Annotated in this window: 16 protein-coding genes; 13 read left to right on the forward strand and 3 right to left on the reverse strand. The window is 42.0% G+C overall.

Features of this window, described 5'->3' with window-relative positions:
• Positions 1 to 112: 112 nt before the first annotated feature.
• The gene (locus tag H6G08_RS09840) at positions 113 to 346 is read left to right on the forward strand and encodes a hypothetical protein (RefSeq protein ID WP_096645671.1); all 234 of its coding nucleotides are present in this window, start codon (positions 113 to 115) and stop codon (positions 344 to 346) included.
• 166 nt (positions 347 to 512) lie between these two features.
• On the opposite strand, the gene cimA is transcribed toward H6G08_RS09840, so the two are convergent.
• Entirely contained in the window at positions 513 to 2,189 is a 1,677-nt protein-coding gene (gene cimA / locus H6G08_RS09845; RefSeq protein ID WP_190541070.1) for a citramalate synthase, read from the reverse strand.
• Positions 2,190 to 2,734: 545 nt separating this feature from the next.
• Between cimA and H6G08_RS09850 the strand changes: the two genes are divergently transcribed.
• The 5 genes from H6G08_RS09850 (at position 2,735) to H6G08_RS09870 (ending at position 10,245) form a co-directional block, all read left to right on the forward strand.
• Positions 2,735 to 3,082 carry a hypothetical protein gene (locus H6G08_RS09850; protein WP_190541073.1) on the forward strand — a complete coding sequence of 116 codons (348 nt, stop codon included), beginning with the start codon at positions 2,735 to 2,737 and terminating at the stop codon, positions 3,080 to 3,082.
• 118 nt (positions 3,083 to 3,200) lie between these two features.
• A complete protein-coding gene (thiO, locus tag H6G08_RS38095; protein WP_190541076.1) occupies positions 3,201 to 5,180 on the forward strand; it encodes a glycine oxidase ThiO in 1,980 nt (659 codons plus the stop codon).
• A 423-nt stretch (positions 5,181 to 5,603) separates the two neighbouring features.
• Positions 5,604 to 5,774 carry a photosystem II assembly protein Psb34 gene (psb34, locus tag H6G08_RS09860; RefSeq protein ID WP_190541079.1) on the forward strand — a complete coding sequence of 57 codons (171 nt, stop codon included), beginning with the start codon at positions 5,604 to 5,606 and terminating at the stop codon, positions 5,772 to 5,774.
• A 509-nt stretch (positions 5,775 to 6,283) separates the two neighbouring features.
• Positions 6,284 to 8,494 carry a tetratricopeptide repeat protein gene (locus H6G08_RS09865; RefSeq protein ID WP_190541082.1) on the forward strand — a complete coding sequence of 737 codons (2,211 nt, stop codon included), beginning with the start codon at positions 6,284 to 6,286 and terminating at the stop codon, positions 8,492 to 8,494.
• Positions 8,495 to 8,661: 167 nt separating this feature from the next.
• Positions 8,662 to 10,245 (forward strand): TrbI/VirB10 family protein, encoded by a 1,584-nt coding sequence (locus H6G08_RS09870; protein ID WP_190541085.1) that lies wholly within the window; start codon positions 8,662 to 8,664, stop codon positions 10,243 to 10,245.
• Positions 10,246 to 10,576: 331 nt separating this feature from the next.
• Here H6G08_RS09870 and H6G08_RS09875 read toward each other — a convergent pair whose 3' ends face one another.
• Both H6G08_RS09875 and H6G08_RS38100 read right to left on the reverse strand, forming a co-directional pair.
• Entirely contained in the window at positions 10,577 to 10,984 is a 408-nt protein-coding gene (locus H6G08_RS09875) for a DUF3011 domain-containing protein (RefSeq protein ID WP_190541088.1), read from the reverse strand.
• A gap of 93 nt (positions 10,985 to 11,077) precedes the next feature.
• The gene (locus H6G08_RS38100) at positions 11,078 to 11,200 is read right to left on the reverse strand and encodes a hypothetical protein (RefSeq protein WP_277877807.1); all 123 of its coding nucleotides are present in this window, start codon (positions 11,198 to 11,200) and stop codon (positions 11,078 to 11,080) included.
• Between the two features lie 13 nt (positions 11,201 to 11,213).
• Between H6G08_RS38100 and H6G08_RS09880 the strand changes: the two genes are divergently transcribed.
• From H6G08_RS09880 to rd, 7 genes are all read left to right on the forward strand, one after another.
• The gene (locus H6G08_RS09880) at positions 11,214 to 12,266 is read left to right on the forward strand and encodes an aldo/keto reductase (protein WP_190541091.1); all 1,053 of its coding nucleotides are present in this window, start codon (positions 11,214 to 11,216) and stop codon (positions 12,264 to 12,266) included.
• Between the two features lie 127 nt (positions 12,267 to 12,393).
• Positions 12,394 to 12,963: a DNA starvation/stationary phase protection protein Dps gene (gene dps / locus H6G08_RS09885; RefSeq protein WP_190541094.1), complete on the forward strand. Its 570-nt coding sequence runs from the start codon at positions 12,394 to 12,396 to the stop codon at positions 12,961 to 12,963.
• A gap of 439 nt (positions 12,964 to 13,402) precedes the next feature.
• Positions 13,403 to 14,119, forward strand: coding sequence for a pirin family protein (locus tag H6G08_RS09890; RefSeq protein WP_190541096.1), 717 nt, complete (start codon positions 13,403 to 13,405; stop codon positions 14,117 to 14,119).
• Between the two features lie 275 nt (positions 14,120 to 14,394).
• Complete coding sequence (locus tag H6G08_RS09895) at positions 14,395 to 14,631, forward strand: hypothetical protein (protein WP_190541101.1); 237 nt, start codon at positions 14,395 to 14,397, stop codon at positions 14,629 to 14,631.
• A 637-nt stretch (positions 14,632 to 15,268) separates the two neighbouring features.
• Positions 15,269 to 16,582: an efflux RND transporter periplasmic adaptor subunit gene (locus H6G08_RS09900; protein WP_190541103.1), complete on the forward strand. Its 1,314-nt coding sequence runs from the start codon at positions 15,269 to 15,271 to the stop codon at positions 16,580 to 16,582.
• 201 nt (positions 16,583 to 16,783) lie between these two features.
• On the forward strand, positions 16,784 to 19,960 hold the full coding sequence (locus H6G08_RS09905) for an efflux RND transporter permease subunit (RefSeq protein ID WP_190541107.1): 3,177 nt from the start codon (positions 16,784 to 16,786) through the stop codon (positions 19,958 to 19,960).
• Positions 19,961 to 20,433: 473 nt separating this feature from the next.
• Entirely contained in the window at positions 20,434 to 21,147 is a 714-nt protein-coding gene (gene rd / locus H6G08_RS09910) for a rubredoxin (RefSeq protein WP_190541110.1), read from the forward strand.
• Positions 21,148 to 21,464 lie beyond the last annotated feature (317 nt).

Raw genomic sequence — 21,464 nt, forward strand, 5'->3', positions numbered from 1 at the left:
AAGGTATGAAATACGCTAAACTCCGCCCTATCAGTTACATAAAGATTTGGTGAAGAAAGTTTAATAATTTATCAAACTTATTGTTCATTCTGAATTTCTGTAAACCCACGCCATGAATTATCCCATCCCAGACAGCCCTCAAGATATTGTTGCCCTGCAACAAAGACCTGTTGATGAAGAATTGGTTGCATCTGCGATCGCTGGAGTCATTAAAATTGTCCGCGCTCAAGGTCAATCCTTGGAAGAATTAACCGCCCAGGTGCTAGCTGACGACCACATGCTGGATCAACAGCAGCGTCGCTGGCTGAGTAAATTGGTTGCTCAAGCCTGGGATAGTTTCTCATAACAGCAGTGCGAGTAAAAATAAGTAGCTATATTTCGTGTTTCCCCAAATTGCCAATCGGATTTATTTGGTGTGGGAAGTAAAATGATGCTTGATTGAGATTGGCAATTACGCTGCTGTTAATAGAAATAATTCTGGGCAGCTAAAATCTTTTTTAAGACAGCAAATATTAGGATTCAGAAACCGTTGTGTTCTGAGATTTTAACTTTTCACTAGAGATAAACAAAGCTTTTGGTTGCGAGTACAGCAGCAAACCATACTCCAACCCTGCAACTACCGCTTGATAGGAAGCTTCCAAAATATTTGTGGAAACGCCTAAGGTAGTCCAGCGTTGATGTCCATTACCTGATTGTACCAAAGCTCGCGTCTTGGCGGTTGTGCCGGTGTTGCCGTTAAGAATGCGGACTTTATAATCTGTGAGTTCAAACTCTGCTATTTGGGGATAAAACTTGACTAAAGCCTTGCGTAAAGCTGCGTCTAACGCTGCTACGGGCCCTATACCTTCTGCAGCTTCTAAAATATTTTCCCCATTTACAGATACTTTAATTGTCGCTAAAGAATTTGTGGTTTCTTTGCCGGCGATTAAATCGCAATGTACTTGAAAGCCTTTAATTTCAAAGAATTTCTGGCGTTTTCCCAAGGCTTCATACATCAACAGGGCAAAACTCGCTTCTGCGGCTTCAAATTGATAGCCTTCACTCTCCAAATCTTTCATTTTTTGGAGAATTTGTCTAGCTTCGGGTTGACGCTGATCTAATTCAATACCCAAAGTCCGGGCTTTAGCTAAGACATTACTAATTCCAGATTGTTCGGAAATGACGATGCGGCGACGGTTTCCTACTTGTTCTGGCTGAATGTGTTCGTAAGTCAGGGGATTGCGTTCGACTGCGGAGACATGAATCCCACCTTTGTGTGCAAATGCTGAAATCCCCACAAAGGGCGCATGTTCATCAGGGGCGAGGTTGACGACTTCGCTGACAAAGCGACTGGCTTCTGTAAGTTGGGCTAGCTCGTCTTCACCGATACAGCTATAACCTAACTTTAATTGTAAATTAGGAATCAAAGAACAAAGATTCGCATTGCCACAACGTTCGCCATAACCGTTGATTGTACCTTGTACCATCCTCGCCCCAGCCATGACAGCAGCTAAGGCATTCGCCACGGCTAAATCGGAGTCATTATGGGTGTGAATCCCAATTTGGGGAATTTTCATCTGGGCTTTGTCAGCAACCAATGACGAATGATGATTGACTGCTTGGACAATTTCTGTAACTTCATGGGGTAAAGTTCCGCCATTGGTATCACAAAGAACTAACCATTCTGCACCAGAGGCGATCGCGGTTTCTAATGTCTTTAATGCATAATCGGGATTATGCTTGTAACCGTCAAACCAATGTTCTGCATCGTAGATTACCCGCCGCCCTTGGCTACCAAGGTACTCAATGGTATCGCGGATCATCGCCAAATTCTCTTCTAAGGTCGTTTTTAGCCCTGTGGTGACATGTAAATCCCAGGATTTACCAAATACCGTCACCCAGCGCGTACCCGCCGCCAGAATTGCTTGCAGCATCGGCTCTGATGCAGCATTGGTATGAGGGCGACGGGTAGAACAAAAAGCGACAATTTCGGAATTTTTAAGCGGATCTTCCTGTAATTGCCAGAAAAATTGTACATCCTTGGGATTGGCACCAGGCCAACCCCCTTCAATAAAGGGAACCCCTAATTGATCTAGTCTTCTGGCGATGCGTAACTTATCTTCTATGGACACCGATAGTCCTTCACGTTGAGTACCATCCCGTAGCGTAGTGTCATAGAGCCAAAGTTGAGGTGAAGAATTTGTAGTCATATTTTTAGGCAATGTGCCAATATACAACAAAAAGCCAGTTTACTAATTCCCAAATGTCCACACAACTAGCTTTAAATAGCAACTGAGATTGTATGCGATCGCCACAGCAGTTAGATTACTCAACAACCCAGGCGAAATATTGTCCATTAGACAGCCTACTTCCGCGAAACTTTGGTGCAAAATGGTATTGACCTCTACAATGGCGGTGTTAAGGTAATAAACTATCACTCTGTTGGCAGATGTAGTAACTGAGCAGTTAAGGTAGAAGGCGAAGTTTTTTCTGCGATCGCTTCTGCTTATTGTCCTACAGCAGACCTGCATCTCGTCTGACAAACCAATCGAGGTTTTAGACAAACAATAATAGCTGTAGCCAGATAGATTAGGACATCAACCTAAGATAAAACCCTGATACTAAAAGGTTTTTAAGTCTGTCAACTGTCAACAGTCAACTGTCAACAGCTATAGTATGAAATAAAAAATTTGCTGGATTTCACCAAATTCGCAAATCAACACAAAAACACCAACTTCACAAGGAGCAAAGCAACATGGGTAGATGGACACCGCTAATTCTGATGGCTGGAGGCTTGGCTATATTGCTAGGTACGTTACTAGGGATTAACTTTCCCATGGGGGGACAAAGCGCCAGCGTCCCAACAAATAGCAAAACCTCAAAAGTCCTCCCAGCTAATATTAACGTTAATAGCACAGAAGCGGGCAGAAATAACGATTCTACTAGCGAAAATAGAAGCAATGTAGCGCAAAATAACAATTCTACTGGCGATTCCACCACAGATACCGAAAATACCGATACCACCACTACAGATACTCAATCTACAGATAGTCAATCTACTGAAGAAAATTCAACTTCACAACCCATTCGCGCCTTGTGGTAGAGTTTGCTCGTCAATGGTTGCGAGTTATGAGTTATAAGTTATGAGTGATCGGTTATTAGTTGTGAGTTGTTAGTTATGTACTAATGATAAATGGCTAATAATGTATGACTAATGACTAATGACTAGTGACATTTTAATTATTGGCGGCGGCGCGATTGGTTTAGCGATCGCCGTAGAACTCAAACTGCGCGGGGCAAATGTCACCGTGCTTTGCCGTGATTTTAACGCCGCCGCTACCCATGCGGCGGCTGGGATGTTGGCACCAGATGCGGAAAATTTGACAGATGAGGCAATGTATGCTTTATGCTGGCGATCGCTTGCTTTATATCCCGAATGGACGCACAAACTCGAAGAACTTGCTGGTTTACCCACACTTTATTGGCCTTGTGGCATCTTAGCACCTGTTTATCAACAGCACGAGCAGCAAAATACCCTTTTGTCACCATCAGCGCGGGAATCACCTGCTTATTGGTTAGATAAAACCGCAATCCAGCAATATCAGCCAGGATTAGCAGCTGAAGTAGTTGGTGGCTGGTGGTATCCCGAAAATGGACAAGTAGATAATCGCGCCTTAGCAAGGGTATTGTGGACGGTGGCTGAGTCCGTTGGCGTAGAAATTAAAAACGGCGTTAGCGTTGAAGCCTTTTTACAACAGCAAGGTAAAGTATTAGGCGTACAAACTAGCGCTGGGGTTTTTCGCGCTAGCCATTATGTCTTAGCCACTGGTGCTTGGTCAAATGAATTACTACCATTTCCCGTGCGTCCTGTCAAGGGGCAAATGTTGCGGCTGCGCGTACCGGAATCTTTACCAGAATTGCCCCTGAAGCGGATTTTATATGGGGAGAATACCTATATAGTACCCAGACGCGATCGCACAATTATTATTGGTGCAACAAAAGAAGATGTTGGTTTTACCCCAAATAACACACCAGCCGGGATACAAACGTTACTTCAACAAGCTACCCGCCTTTATCCCCAATTACAAGATTACCCAATTGAGGAATTTTGGTGGGGATTTCGTCCCGGTACACCTGATGAATTACCAATTTTGGGAACTAGTCCCTGTGCAAATTTAACTTTAGCGGTGGGACATTATCGCAATGGGATTTTGCTAGCACCCATCACCGCCGCCATCATTGCTGATTTAATTACCCAAGAAAAATCAGATCCTTTATTATCTCACTTCCATTATTCGCGCTTCCTGCCGCAATCTACCCCCATGTTTACTCACTCTGCGAATTTCACCAACGGACATCGTTCTGTTGCGACTTTAGATAACTTAGATCGCAATGTCATCACCACTGAAGACTCACCATTAATCATTGCAGGTAAAACCTTTCGTTCTCGCCTAATGACTGGAACTGGTAAATATCGCAGCATTGCAGAAATGCAGCAAAGTATTATCGCCAGTGAATGTCAAATTGTTACCGTCGCCGTGCGTCGAGTGCAAACCAAAGCGGCTGGACATGAAGGTTTAGCCGAAGCACTCGACTGGCAGAAAATTTGGATGTTACCCAATACAGCAGGCTGTCAAACCGCAGAAGACGCGATTCGGGTAGCGCGGTTAGGGCGAGAAATGGCGAAACTTTTGGGACAGGAAGATAATAATTTCGTCAAATTAGAAGTTATCCCCGATCCTAAATATTTATTACCAGATCCCATAGGCACATTGCAAGCCGCAGAACAATTAGTTAAAGAAGGCTTTGCTGTATTGCCCTATATCAACGCTGACCCGATGTTAGCCAAGCGCTTAGAAGAAGCCGGCTGCGCCACAGTGATGCCCTTAGCATCGCCCATCGGCTCAGGACAAGGCTTGAAGACTACAGCGAATATCCAAATTATCATTGAAAATTCCCAAATTCCCGTCGTAGTCGATGCGGGGATTGGTGCGCCATCAGAAGCAGCTCAAGCAATGGAACTAGGTGCAGATGCTTTATTAATTAATAGTGCGATCGCTTTGGCAAAAAATCCAGCTGCAATGGCACGCGCCATGAATCTAGCCGCCGTTGCCGGTCGTCTCGCCTACCTCGCAGGGAGAATGCCAATTAAAGACTACGCTAGTGCTAGTTCCCCACTCACAGGGACAATTAGTAGTTAGTCAGTTGTCAGTTGTCAGTTGACTGTTGACTGTTGACTGTTGACTGTTGACTGCGGCGCACTGAGCCTGTCGAAGTGTTGACCATTGACCATTGACCATTGACCATTAGACCTCTTGCATAAATATTTTTTTGTCTCACGCATAGACGCGAAGCGGCTTCCCGCAGGGTAGGCGCAAAGACGAGGCAGTGCGTTGGGCAGGTTTCCCGACTTGAAGCAACTGCCGTTGTAAAGAAGAAGGAAAGAATCAAGACTTTTGTAAGAAGTCTATTGACTATTGACCATTGACTATTGACCATTGACCATTGACTATTGACTATTGACTATTGACTATACCGAAAGTAACAATTGTTTACTTTTTGTGAATAGTCACTATAAAGTTTATGCAACAATTAAACAAAAGATAACAACAAGGAATTAGTTCATGCCGTATACAAATGAAGAAGGCGGTCTTCTCAATAATTTTGCTCGCGAACCCAAGATTTATGCAGCAGAACCTCCAAATGCAGGGCAAAAGCGAACCTACGTTGTTCTAGGAGTAGTCGCTACAGTCTTGGTTGGTGGTCTAATTTTTGTCGCCTTCTCTGTTTCGTGACTTAGTTGAACGCAAAGAATTTTAATAAAATTTAATCTTTTCTCTGATTTGAGGTTCTTCACCCATGAGGAACCTAATTTTTTGCAATTTACTGCCAAGAATATTCAAAAGAAACAGCAATCTAGCTTTATGCTTACGGAAAATACTCAACTTATAGCGGATTTAATTAGTACGTAGCGAATCCTCAGCTCACTTTATGTAAAAAATATAAAAAAAATATAAACTTGAAGTAGGTAAAGCAAAAAGCGAAAAATATCATGTCCTGTTTCTGGAACACCTGTTTTTCTAGCTCAATCACCGGAAAAACCCCCAAATAAATCCAAAAAGCCCTCATCCCTCACCCCTAGTCCCTATTCTCAAGCTAGCCCGTCATGGGAAAATCCCATAACTAAACAAGAAAATCTGTCTTTCCCATGCCCTATGCCCCATGCCCATTTTCTAGCTAGTGGTTGAGTACTTAGATGTACCCTTAAAGAAAATGTAAACTGTGTATTGGCTTTTTAGCCGCTATGAGCGTGAACGATACTGCACACACAGATAATTTTGCTTGGAATCGGCAAGTATATCACCGATTAAAACTTGCTTTGAGTCTGAATTTAAGAAGACAAATATTTATCGCAGTTTGTGATGATTTACACTTAAGAAATCAAATAGCAGCGCGGTTGCATTCTACCTTGGCTTATCCTGTGGGGCAAGTTTTATATCAGCCTGATGATAGCCTAGAAAGTAGTACAGCTGCCTATCCACGCCTCGCCACTTTACGTTTAAATCTCAGCGATCCTAATCTGATAGCTCAAATCAATCAATGGCTGGCGAATTATCCACCGCCAACTATTGGAGCATCAAAAGATACACCTGGTAGACCTTTACCCGTACCTGCATTTCAAATTGTGGGTGTAGAACTACTCACTAGACAGTCAGTAGCTATTCAACGGATGTTTTTACACCATCTGCGCGTCATTGAGGAATATTTATCTAGCGAAAAAACCAGCGGCTTTTTAGAAGCGAGTATACTTTTATGGGTACCGCGTCCTTGGTTGTCGGCGATTCAGCAGTCAGCGCCACAGTTTTGGCATAGCCGTACTGGTGTGTTTTATTTTGCTGGAGATCCCACACCTACAGTACAACATCCAGACTATTCAGAACGGTTTGCAAGTTCGAGAAATTTAGATTTTGATGATTTTCAACCATCGATTTTAGAAGAAGTACCTATCCCAGCAGAACTAGAAGCTGCAAAGGATAGCGAACTCGATTTGGCAGAAAATTTTGATTTTCCTGCTGATGAACCAGTCAATCACCAAGAGTTACAAGAAGAAGTTGCTTTACCAACAGAACTCCTGAAAGTTGAGGTAAATCCGGAATTACATTCGGCAAATAATAGCGAAAATTATTTGGAATCGCTGCCATCTTTATCTCATATTAGTAAACAATTATCTGAATTAGTATTAACAACAATTAATACAAAGATTCTTGCGGATGATGAGGAGATTTCCCAAGCACAGCAAATGCTCGCGGAGATTGAGCGATTACACGCAGAAAATGCTCCGGGAGAAGCGCTAGGTGCTGCCTATCATAAATTAGGCAATTTTTATCGTCTGCGGATCGAACAAGGACAGGTAACTGCGGAAAATTTGATGGTAGCTATTATTGCTTACCAAGAGTCAATTACTTTTGATGATACTTCACCTCAGTTACCAGATATCTTAAATGATTTGGGTACGCTTTATTGGATGTTATATCGTACTCCATCGGCACCAGAAGAGGGACAAACTTATATAGAACAGGGAATTGAATTTTATAAGTTAGCGTTAAAGCTAATCTCACCACAAACTCACCCAGAAACTTATGCGCGGGTACAAAATAATTTAGGTACAGCTTATGGAGATTTAGCGAGATTTGCTCATCCACCAGATTGTTGGCAACAAGCAGTAATAGCTTATAACGAAGCGTTGCGCTATCGTACAGTGGCGATGGAACCGTTAAAGTATGCGGCTTGTCAGAATAATTTGGGTACGGCTTATTGGCATTTGGGACAATACAATCAACCTGTGGTGAATTTAAAAAAAGCGATCGCATCTTATAACCTTGCACTGGCTCACTACAACCCTCAAGATGAACCGCTCAAGTATGGCATGATTCAAAATAACATCGGTACTGCCTATTGGAATCTGGCACAATACGAGCAACCAGCGCACAATCTGCGGATGGCGATAGATGTTTACTGTGATGCGCTCAAATATCGTACAGCGGCAACTGTTCCTAGCGGCTGTGCTGCAACCCAAAATAATTTAGGTACGGCTTATTGGCATTTAGCTAATCTTTCACAAACGCCGAAAGAAGACAAATATAATTATCTACGATTGTGCATTGCTGCTTATGATGAAGCTTTAGCTTTAGCACATTCACTGAATCCGGCTGCTTTAAGTTTTGATGTGTTAGCTACTCATAATAATTTAGGTTTAGCTCATTATCAAATTGCTACAGATCAATATTTTAATGGTGATAAAACACAGCGTACTCAACATTTAGAAGCTGCATTAAATAATCATTTGCAAGCTTTAAATGGATTGAGCAAACAACCAGAGGCTTATCAAACCACGTTTTCTTATGTGGTAAAAACAGTCCGCGCTTTCCATAGCGAGTTAGGAATCCAAGGACAAAATTTAGCTTTATCGAAAGTGCCGGCGCAAATGTTACCGGAAATTTTACCGAAGTTGTAAAAACCAAATTTTGTGGCTTTGTGAGGTAAAAATTATCTTATCTTAACCATGTCTTACCCATATATTAAAAATAAATCATTATTTTTATGTCATTATTTAAAAATTTAATACATATAAAAACTTCTCAATAAAGCAAGTAATTATAAATAATCCTGCTGCTGCAATCTATGTCTCAAAATTCAATTTCTTCTGGTGCTTCTCCACAAAATTCGCTTGATAGTCAAGCAGATAACTATCCGTTAGCAGTAGATGCGGAAGATTGGGAATTACGAATAGCAAAATTAGTCGGGTTTGCGGAAGAACCTTTATCTGATGATGGGGAAGTTGTAGAAGAATCAGCTAATAAAGAGCCATCGCCACCTGAACCAATAGCAGAGAAAACAGAACAGCCATTATCAACAAATCCCTTTGCTAAGTTAGGTTTGGTAGGTACGGCTACTTTTATTTTAGTTGTATTTACTGGTGGGTTTTTAACGCAGATTATGAGCAGTAACGAGCAACAACCCAGAAATAAGCAAATTGCAGTTCAACAAACTCCATCGCCAAATACACAACAATCAAAAGAAGCAGAGTTAGAGGAAAAAGTCGAGACGCTGAAAACAAAATTAGCCTTGACTGAACAAGCTGAAGCGGTGAAATTAGCACAACAGCAACTCAGAAATGGAAAACAGATAGCGTCTGCTGAGTCACGGGTTCCCCAGACTCCACGAGGGGATAATTCTGTCAGACAAACACCCATACCAACATCAACAGTTTACGTACCTCGCACAGTCACAGTGGAACGGATTGTGAAATCTCCCTCTGTACCCGTAGCTTCAACTGCTTCAACTTTACCACCATCGCCACCAATTATTCCTAACCCACAACCTCAACCATTAGTCCCTGTGATTCCATCATCACCGCCTAATCCTTGGCAAATTTGGCAAAATTTAGCAAAGTTAGGTAGCTATGGAGAGGTGGGTAATAGCGATCGCAATTATGACAATACAACAGATCAACCACAACCTAACAGCGATCGCGAGGAACAACAAGCAACAAACCCCGAACCGGAAGCAACACCCAAGCAGCAAGCACCGAGAATTAGTCAAGGAATCAGCCAAAATCCCCAAACTTTAGCTGTAGGGAGTAATGCTAAAGCTGTGTTAGCGACAGCTGTATTTGGCGAAACTTCTGATTCTGCTGAGAAAGACAACGCAAATATCTTTGTAGTGCGGTTACAAGAACCATTAAAAGCGATAGATGGCGCGATCGCTATTCCAGCAAATACGGAAATCTTAACGCAAATGAGTTCTTTATCCGAGCAAGGTTTAGTCAAATTAGAAGTTTTAAAACTAATTGTACCAGTTCAAGGAAAACTTACAGAAAGAACTGTACAGCAAAATGCATTAACCATCCGCGCGCCTCAAGGTAAACCCCTAATCGCTAACCAATTTCCTAATAGAGGATCTTCTATTGCTGGTATGGATATTGGACTGTTTGTTTTAGGTGGACTTGGTAAAGCAGCAGAGTTAATGAATCGGACTGATGCGCAAGTTGTGACTACTACTGGTTCTACGACTATTGTTAATAGTACTAATCCCGATCGTAACATTTTGGCGGGAATTTTTGAAGGGGGCATGAACACTGTTGTACCGCAAATTGCCCAACGCAATCAACAAGCAATTGCTCAAATGTCTCAACGCACTAACGTTTGGTTTCTCCCAGCCGGTACAGCAGTGGAAATTTATGTTAATCAATCTATACAATTGTGATTTTTTCTTAAAAAAGGCATCCCTTAATTAGGACACCTTCGTCAATCAATTTTGGATTTTGGATTTTGGATTTTAGATTAACTCCATGCACGCCACTTGCTTTAATCCGGGAAACCCGTCCACCGCAGTGGCTTATAAATGCAGGGGCTTTAATTAAAAATTGTGGATTTTGGATGGGTGGATTTATTCCACGAATTAATTCGCTTGCTCAGAACCCGTGCGCGATTCTTTAAATTTTGAATCTTCAATCCAAAATTTAAAATCTAAAATCTAAAATTCGGTCATATTTATTATTTGCCTAGCACACATTTTTTGATGCGCCAATCAGTCTCTATCTATCGTATCTATCGTATCTATCATTTCGATCGTATCTGTCATTTCTGTTGAATCTGTCATCTCGATCGTATCTGTCGTATCTGTCGTATCTATCGTATCGGTTGGATCTATTAAATCGGTTCATTCTGCGATCGCCTACAACAAATTGAGCGCGACAGCCATTTCTCACCCAAATACGATTTCTGTTATAGCCCCAATTATCTCGACAACTCGCATCAGATAACTGCCTAATCAGCCTAACTCTACCTCTTGTCGGTATGGCACAACTATTACCCCGATTATTATAGCTTTCACAAGTAATTACTTGCTGCGCTGAAGCTGGAGTAGGAACGCCCAAAATTGTACCAATAGTAATACCAGCAGCTATGAAGCTAACAGCTATTAGTGGACACCGGGTAACCATATTAAACGTTTACTGTTTGCAAATTATTTATAGGTAAATATTATTTTAACGGAAATTTTTGCATGAAAAATCTATCTAAAGGTCAGACTTTTGCTAGATGTTGACTAGCGATGGACTTGCATTTCCTACAACAGAAATTAATCCCGTAAAAGCCAGATTTTGTGATAAATATTCAGCAAAATGCAACATATCGCTGCTAAACTCAAATTCAGTCATTGAGAAAGTTGTAATGAGATACAAACTTTTAGGTAAAAGTGGGTTAAGAGTCTCGGAACTCTGCTTAGGAACAATGACCTTTGGTGAAGATTGGGGTTGGGGTGCTTCTAAAGATGAAAGTCGGCAAATTTTTGATAACTTTGTGGAAGCTGGCGGTAATTTCATCGACACTGCAAACGGTTATACAGATGGTACCAGCGAGAAAATTGTTGGTGAATTAATTGCTAAGGATCGGGAACGTTTTGTTGTCGCGACTAAATATTCCTTTCCTTTGCGGATGAACGATAATAGAAATGATCCCAATGGTAGTGGTAACCATCGAAAAAATCTCATTCAATCTTTAGAAGGCAGTTTAAAACGACTGAATACTGACTATATTGATTTATTTTGGTTGCACGCTTGGGACTTTACTACACCAGTAGAAGAAGTGATGCGATCGCTTGATGATGTCGTGCGTCAAGGAAAGGTACTCTATGTAGGTATTTCTGATGCACCAGCTTGGATTATTTCTCAAGCTAATACTATCGCCCAATATCAAGGTTGGACGCCATTTGTCGCTTTGCAAGTTGAATATAGTTTAATTCAGCGCACGCCAGAACGGGATTTATTACCAATGGCGAAAGCTTTAGATTTAGCTGTGACTCCTTGGTCACCTTTAGGCGGTGGTGTGCTTACAGGTAAGTATAACAAGCCACCTCAGCCAGGAGAAGAAGCAGGACGATTAGCCAATCCTGCAACTGGGAATATTTCCGAACGCAGTTTAGCGATCGCAGAATTAGTCACTCAAGTAGCCACAGAAATCGGGCGTACCCCTTCTCAAGTTGCCATCGCTTGGTTACGCGCCCAAAGTGGCGTTATCATCCCGATTATTGGCGCGCGCAAGCTAAGTCAGTTTCAAGATAACTTAGAGGCTTTAGATGTCACCTTATCACCAGAACATCTGCAACGCCTCAATCAAGTCAGTCAAATTGAACTCGGATTTCCTCACGACTTCTTGCAAAATGATGTCATTCGTGATCGCTTATTTGGCGGCACATTTAGTATCTTAGATAACCATAGAGTATGAGTGAGCTAAATTGCTCATTAGGAAGATAATAACTGATGGATGCCGGAATTCACTCTATCTAGAGGAAGTTCCCCAGACTAAAGCAATATTTGTAGACTTGTTCTGAAAAGCCAAGCAGATACGACAAATGAGCGACAATAAACTTGCATCCCGTCTTTATCCCACCCGCATTGATATTCCTGCTGAAGTGCGATCGCAACTTGTGGTACTTCTCAACCAAACTTTAGCAGCTACCTTAGATTTAAAAACTCAAGCCAAACAAGCCCATTGGAACGTAAAAGGGACTGACTTTTATCAGCTGCACGAGTTGTTTGATGAAATTGCTGGCGAACTGGAAGAATATATCGATATGTTTGCAGAACGCATCACCGCTTTAGGTGGTTACGCCTTGGGGACAGCGCGCGCTGCTGCTAGTAATTCGATTCTCCCAGAATATCCCTTTGATATTTTAGATGGCAAAGACCACGTGACAGCTTTAGCAGATCGCTTTGCACCTTATGCGAAACATCTGCGCCAAGCGATCGCCAAAACCGATGATTTAGGTGACGCTGACACTGCTGACCTGTATACTGAAGTATCCCGCACCATTGATAAACGTCTCTGGTTCTTAGAAGCCCATCTGCAAGTAGCAGAAATCACCGGACAAAATGGCGCTGCTGGTGCTAAAACCAATAAACAGCCCGCAAGCGTGAAGTAATTATGTCCTTGACTGTTGACGGTTAACAGTTAACAGTCAACAGTCAACAGTCAACAGTCAACAGTCAACAGTCAACAGTCAACAGTCAACAGTCAACAATCATTCGGAAATATTTTTCTACTTGGAAGTCTCTAAGGACGAGTAGTAACTTTTTGGTAAGTACGCCACTTTTAAGTGCGTACTTTTCATTTTGGATTTATATACCTTACTATTTATATAGTTCACCAACAGGTTTCAAATTACCTAAATCTAGATTGAACAATTTGCCAAAGCAAGGGTATTGGCAATTTTATTTGTGCAAAATTTGTGATGATGAAGCCAAATAAATTGGATATTTAATTCCACCTCTCTTGCAGTCAAAGCCAGAGACAATCACTATTTAGCATTGAAGATACTAGATTTGTCGATTCAGGAAATCAACTAAAAACGAGGTAGATTTATGTCTCAAAATACCAAAACTCTTGTAGTTCATGATGGCAGATCTCGCGGTCATACTAAAATTAGTTGGCTCGATAGTTACCACACTTTCTCTTTCGGTAATTTTTACGATCCTAACTACATGGGTTTTCGCTCCCTGCGGGTAATCAACGATGATACCGTGATTCCTGGTGCTGGGTTTGGTACTCACGGACATCGTGATATGGAAATCCTCACTTATGTCTTATCTGGAGCGCTAGAACATAAAGATAGCCTGGGTACGGGTTCGGTAATTCGTCCCGGTGACGCACAGATCATGAGTGCTGGTACTGGTATTACCCACAGTGAATATAATCATTCGCAAACTGAGTCGGTGCATTTTCTGCAAATCTGGATGCTACCCAATGAACTAGGATTAAAACCCAGATATGAGCAAAAAAACTTTCCTGCTGAAGAAAAGCGGGGACAACTCCGCTTAATTGCGGCTAAAGATGCGCGTGATGGTGCGGTGAAAGTTTACCAAGATTTGGATTTATACGCATCAGTTCTGGAAAAAGGTGATGTTGTAACTTTTGAAGTCCAACGCGATCGCTATGCTTGGTTACATGTAGCCCAAGGTGTCGCTACGGTTAACGGTAAAGAACTCAAAGCAGGTGATGGCGTACAAGTCAGTGGTGAAGAAACACTAGAAATTAGCAGTAATGCTAGTGGCGAAATTTTGCTGTTTGATTTGGGATAATCTAAATTTTGGCATATTGAACGCTTTTTAGCCAAATAAAATCTAATTACTGAAAATAGCTCTGTGATAGCTCACAGAGCTATTTTTTAGTAAATTTGTCAAAAATATTGTTTGTAGTATTTGCATCAAAATTAACTTGCTTGAAGATATGAGACTTTTATTAAAGAAAATTAGAGAAAGCTAAATTTAATTATTTTCTCTGTCTGGGGTAAGAAGTAATTAGTGGATAAGTTTTAGACATTAGAGATGGATGCTAAACTCTAAATACCATAAAAATGAATTATTCTCAAAATAAACATAAATTTTTACAAAACGAGCAATTATTCTGGCATACAGAACTCGTTAAATCGGGAGTAGACTATCACCAAGCGGCTAAAGTCGCGCAGATTTTAGCTGAGAAAAAGCCAGATGAACTGTTAACGGAGGAAGAAATTAAGCTGACAAAAGAAGTGTGTGCAGCTTGGTTAAGACAGCACAATCGTTTAACTTCCATTTCCAGAGCGCTGGAGTAATTGTCTCTGTCCAAAAAACTATATTAATTAAACGTAGCCGATTATTGTAATTACAGTCTGCAAAAATACACTAAATAGGCGTATACCACAGTATATAAAGGAATTTTTTGATTTTTAGCAGTTCTGTATCCTATTTTATACATAATTCATATTTGATTTTTGAATTAATACGTAGGAGAGCCAGTCGCGTGGGCGGGTGTGTTGTCTCGCATATCAATAAATGTTATTAGATATACACACACAGCAAATAGTGCAAATAAATTGATTCGCTTATTTCTGCTTAAATCTCTGAATATTCAGGGATTTTTTAATTTGAGAATTAAAGTAATAAATGTAAAAAATAAAATGATTCCAGTAGATTAACGGCAGTAAAAATTACATTTTTTACTACCAATAACCCAAAAGCGATCGCCTGTTAGCTAAATTTTTCCACTCAGCAGCATTACCATAATATATAAACTGGATTTGAGCGCTCACCTTTCGGTAGATTACCGTAAGTTATAAAAGCAGTATATTTAAGGTGGGGTACTATATAACTTTTCCAAAAAACTCATGCTAAATCAGTAGATTAATTGAGATTGAATTTCATTGTTCTAACTCATTTGTAGTTAAATTTCTCATAGGTTGCCTGAATACCATGACATCCCCTGAACATCAAACTGATTTTGAAGAACATCTTCCAGAATCATCGTTTGAGCCACCCCCACAACAACGGCGGTGGCTTCGGCTATTGTTAGCTGCACTATTATTGCTAGGTGGTGGTACGGCTTTGGTTTGGCGTTTAGTAGCTCCTCAACAGCAAGCATCTGTACCCGCTAGTGCTCCCATTGGGGTAAGAGTTAAGTTAGCACCAGTAGAAGCAGGCACAATTGAGGAAAGTTCTGATTTTATCGCTAACCTAGAATCTCGGCGTTCGGTAAGGCTACAACCGAGAATTGAAGGACAAGTAACGCAAATATTTGTGCGATCGGGAGACAATGTTTCTGAAGGAACGCCAATTATTCAAGTAGATCCCAGACAGCAACAAGCTACTGTTAGCGGGTTAAATGCTGGCGCTGAAGCAGCTAAAGCACAACTACAAAATGCTTTAGCAACGCTGAAATCTCTACAAGCCGATCGCTTATCTAATGTTGCAGATGTGCAATTGAACCAGCAAGATTACGATCGCTATACGAGTCTAGCCACTCAAGGTGCAGTCTCGCGGCAAACTAAAGATCAGTATGCTAACCGATTAGCGATCGCTAAATCTCAACTCGCTGCTATAGATTCCCGCATTCAAGCACAGCAAGCAACCATCTCCCAAGCCGAAAAAGCCTTACAGCAAGCCCAAGCCAATACCAAGCAACAAGTAGTTGAGCTTCAATACTACAAAATTGCCGCACCTTTTGCTGGTACAGTTGGCGACATTCCCGTAAAAGTAGGTGATTTCGTTAATACTTCTACACAACTAGCTACCATCACGCAAAACCAACCTTTAGAAGTGAACATCTCTGTACCTCTAGAACAGGGAAGCCGACTGCGTAAAGGCTTACCAGTAGAAGTGATGGATGCTCAAGGGCAACTTTTAGGCACAAGTAGAGTATTCTTTATTTCTCCTAGTGTTGGTAACAATACTCAATCAATCCAAATCAAAACATTATTAAGTAACCCTCAAGGTAAACTCCGGGCAGACCAATTAGTGCGAGCTAGAGTGATTTGGAATCGTAAACCGGGAGTATTAATTCCGACAACAGCCGTATCGCGGGTAGCCGGGGAAACATTTGCCTATGTAGCCCAAACAGAAAATTCTCCACAAGGTACACCGCAATTAGTCGCGCGACAAAAACGGGTGAAATTAGGCAATATCCAAGGTAATAATTACCAAGTTATCGAAGGATTGCAGCCAGAAGAAAAAATCATCGTCTCCGGGTTGTTAAATCTGCGAGATGGCGTGCCAGTTACTCCGGAATAAGGGCATTGGGCATTGGGCATTGGGCATTGGGCATTGAGGAGATTAGGAAAAGTATGAAAAGCAAAGAAAGGGGATAGATACCCAATAGCCAATGTCATGTGTAATTTGTTATTGCTTCTCCCTCTGCTTCCTCTGCCCCCTGCACCCATGCCCCATGCCCCATGCCCCATGCCCATACCCATAACTTAAGCAACCATTTACATGTTTGTTGACTTTTTTATCAGGCGACCAGTATTTACCAGCGTCTGTGCCATTATCATCCTCTTGGTAGGAGCCATCAGCATCCCCACGCTGCCCACCGCCCAGTACCCAGAAATTAGCCCGACGCAAATTACTGTCACGGCGAATTATGTTGGCGCTAGTGCTGAAGTTGTCGAAAATACCGTCACGACGGTATTAGAACGCCAAATCAACGGTGTTGAGGGCTTGAAGTATATGACCTCAAGCAGTAGCAACAATGGCACTAGTACAATTACAGTCACATTTGACCCAGCACGCAACAAAGATATTGCCGCAGTTGATGTGCAAAATCGGGTTTCTTTGGCTGAACCTCTGTTACCAGAAGCGGTGCAGCAAACTGGCGTCACGGTGAGTAAACAATCAAATAATATTCTCTTGGCGATCGGGTTTTACTCCGATAACAAAGAATACGACAACGTTTTTTTAAGTAATTACACTGACCTTTACATCGTAGATGCCCTCAAAAGAATTAAAGGTGTCGGTGAGGCGCAAATTTTTGGCGAACGTCGCTATGCAATGCGGTTGTGGCTCGATCCGAACCGTCTAGCTAGTCGCAACCTCACCGCCCAAGATGTAATTGACGCACTCAACGAACAAAATTTACAGGTGGGTGCGGGGCAAATTGGGCAACAGCCAACTTTACCCGACCAAATGTATCAAATAGACTTGCAAGCTGTCGGCAGATTAACGGAAGCAAGCGAATTTGCTGATATAACCATCAAGACTGGTACAGATGGTACGCTGGTCAAGCTCAAAGATGTAGGTAGGGCGGAACTGGGGGCAGAAAACTATAACTCCTTTCTGCGATTTCGCGGGAATGAAGGTGTAGGTGTGGGGATATTTGGGACTCCCGGAAGTAATGCGCTGGAAGTTGCACAGGCGGTAAAAGCCGAAATGGTACGCTTGGCGCAAAGCTTCCCGCCAGGGATGAAATATCAAATCGCCTTTGATACGACATTGTTTGTCGAAGCCTCTTTAGCGGAAGTAGTGAAGACTCTGATAGAAGCGATCGCTCTTGTCGTCTTGGTAATTTTCCTCTTCTTGCAAGATTGGCGGACTACCTTAATTCCGGTCATTGTCATACCTCTAACCTTGGTGGGTACATTCGCCTTTATCAAGGTTTTTGGCTTCTCCATCAATACCTTAACGATGTTTGGGTTGACTCTAGCAACAGGGTTGGTGGTGGATGATGCCATTATTGTGGTAGAGAATATCTCGCGCTTAATTGAGGATGAAGGTTTACCGCCGCGTCAGGCTGCATCTGAGTCGATGCGCGAGTTATTTGGCGCTGTAATTGCCACATCGCTGGTATTGATGGCTGTATTTATCCCTGTCGCCTTTTTCCCTGGCTCTACAGGACAAATATATAAACAATTCGCCCTCACCATCGCCTTTTCGATGGTGATTTCTACCTTTTTGGCGCTGACGCTCACGCCTTCTCTTTCCGCCTTGCTGCTACGTCGCGGACAAAGACCGCGCGGGTGGTTGGGGCGGGTTTTTGGCTGGATTAACCGCTTTATTGATTGGACGCGCCGAGGTTATGAGCGATCGCTCCATCGTCTGAATCGGCTAAAAGCGATCGTGGTTCTGTTATTTGTCTTGTCTTTAGGTGTGACAGCTTGGCTGTACACCCGCGTACCCACAGCCTTTATCCCCGACGACGATCAAGGCTATTTCATCACCATTATTCAAGGGCCAGAAGGGGTTTCCCTGAACTACACCAGCAAAGTCATGGCTCAGGTAGAAACAGAAATTTTGAAAATACCAGAAGTTACAGGTACTTTTGCGATCGGTGGTTTTGGTTTCAGTGGAAACTCAGCTAATAGCGGCGCAATTTTCACCACCCTCAAACCTTGGCAAGAACGCCACGAACCAGGACAATCAGCACAAGCCATCATTGGTAAATTAGCCGGAATCGTCTCCGCTATTCCCGAAGCCAGAATTTTTCCTGTAAATCCCCCATCCATTCAGGGTTTAGGTAGTTTTGGCGGTTTTCAATTTCAGCTCCAAGATAGAGCCGGTAACAGTGGTTTAAACAATCTTTTGCAAGTCATGGGTCAATTACTCGAGCGCGGTAATCAAACACCAGGACTACAAGCCGTATTCAGCACATTTAACGCCAATACGCCGCAAATGCTCATTGAAGTAGACCGTAACAAAGCCAAAGCTCTGCAAGTTAACGTAGATGATATCTTTAATACCTTGCAAAGTTATTTAGGCTCGCGCTATGTCAACGACTTTAACTTACTGCAACGGACTTATCGCGTATATGTCCAAGCAGAAGCGCAATTTCGCTCGAATCCTGAAGATATTGGTAAGTTATACGTTCGTTCTGAGAATAATCAAATGATTGCTCTCAGTAATTTAGTCAAAGTTAGATCAACCATTGGCGCACAAACGATCAATCACTTTAACTTGTTTCGTTCCATTGAAATTAATGGTGGCGCTGCACCTGGTTACAGTTCGGGACAAGCAACCCAAGCAATGGAGCAAGTAGCCAAGCAAGTTCTCCCGGCGACAATGGGCTATGAATGGTCGGGAATCACCGCCGAAGAACAACAATCTGGTGGTTTAGCACCCCTAATTTTTATCTTGGGATTGGTGTTTGTGTTTTTGGTACTGGCTGCTCAGTATGAGAATTACGTTGACCCCTTGATTATTATGCTTTCAGTACCCTTGGCTATTTTGGGTGCATTGTTAGCCCAATCAATGCGGGGTTTACCCAACGATGTCTTTTGTCAAGTTGGGTTAGTCATGTTGATTGGTTTGGCGAGTAAAAACGCCATTTTGATTGTAGAGTTTGCTAACCAACTGCGAGAGGAAGGTATACCACTAGCAAAAGCCGCTATCCAAGCATCTCAAGAACGGTTACGACCGATTTTGATGACATCTCTATCTTTTATTTTGGGTATTTGGCCCTTAGTCAATCCCGAAGGAGCCGGTGCAGCTAGTAGAAGGTCTTTAGGTACAGCAGTGGCTGGTGGAACGATCGTTTCAACTTTATTGAGCTTGTTTGTCGTACCCATCTTATATATTGTAATTGGCAAAATTCGCGATCGCTTTCGTCGCCATCCTCAGCAACCACAACTACCAGAACCTACCCATGATGGCAAAGTTCACCACTCAACCCACCACTAAATTTAACCTTGCTAGATTACTGTAGGTAAATTAGCTGTGTTATCGTAGCCAGGGCTTTAGTCCTGGCTATGAAATAAAATATTCCTGTCAATCGCGGAATTGCCCGATTTGAAAATGAAGAATAATTAGTACCTAACATTTTAACTAGGAAAATTTACTCAATAGGCAACTAGCGATTAATATTTCACTAGTCCTATAGGATAAAAATAACTAATTACTCATACCCAATGCCCAATGCCCAATGCCCCATGCCCAATACCCAATGCCCAATCTCATAAATCAAAGATATAATTTGGAAGCTGAAAAATCTTTCAGTCCTATAATGTCCAAGAGACCGCTAATATAATGGGTGAGCAAATATGGGCTAGAAAATGTTGTATAAAACGTTTCTAGTTTTATAGAAACATGCGCATTCATTTCTTTTGGCTGCTGTTTTCACTCAGTAAATATCATTTTCCCAACATCCCGAAATTATGGATTTGTCAAACTTTACTACTCTTCAAAACTTAGAAGCTGCTTTCGGTGGTGAATCGATGGCGAACAGAAAGTATCTGTTTTTTGCAGACGTAGCAAATAAGCTTGGGTTTAAAGACTTAGCAAAACTATTCAAAGAAACAGCAGAACAAGAAACTGCTCATGCTTTCGCACATTTTGTTTTGTTGCATCCAGAACTTGTAGTCACTGATCCAGATGCTTTAACAGACGAACAAAAGCGGGCAATTGTTTCTCGTTGCTTATCATTAGCAATTGAAGGTGAAACTTATGAATACACTACCATGTATCCAGAGTTTGCCGCCGCAGCCGAACGCGATCGCGACAATCCAGCCGCAGCAGAATTTACTAAACAAGCGCAAGAATCTAGCGAACATGCTAATACATTCCGCGAAGCAGCACATCGCTTTGGATTGTTAAAATTCATCGAAAATTATCACGCCGATCGCTACGCTGAAGCTTTAGAAGTTTTAAATGGCGGACAAGCTGCTACTAGAGTAGCTGGAGAAGATCCAAAAACTCGTAAATGGATTTGCAGACAATGCAGCATGATTTACGATCCTGTAACTGGCGATCCTGATTCTGGTATTGCTCCTGGTACAGCATTTGAAGACATTCCTGATGACTGGCGTTGTCCTATTTGTGGCGCTACCAAGAAAACCTTTAAACCGCTAGAAGAAAAAGTTGCTGCATAAAATTTAACATAGCAGTTAGCCATTGAATGTGACACTTTGTAAGGGCACAACTTTATTTGTTGTGCCCTTATTATTTATTACCAATTCTCCCAAACTCAGCAACAGATGCAAACTTAAAAATCCTGGTTAAATCTGGCTGTCTTAATTTTCAATTTGGCAGAAAATTGGGGAGCATCCCAAATGTGCAAAAACGCCCTCACCCTATAAGGGCTTGTCATTACCAACATCTTTTAAAGTGGAAATGGGGTGTATTAGAGTCAGAGTATGAAATTAGAAAATTTCACAGACCTCCAAACTTGGGCAGTTGAACAATGGGG

It is taken from the genome of Calothrix anomala FACHB-343 (genome assembly GCF_014696435.1).
Classification (GTDB): Bacteria; Cyanobacteriota; Cyanobacteriia; order Cyanobacteriales; family Nostocaceae; genus Aulosira; species Aulosira anomala_A.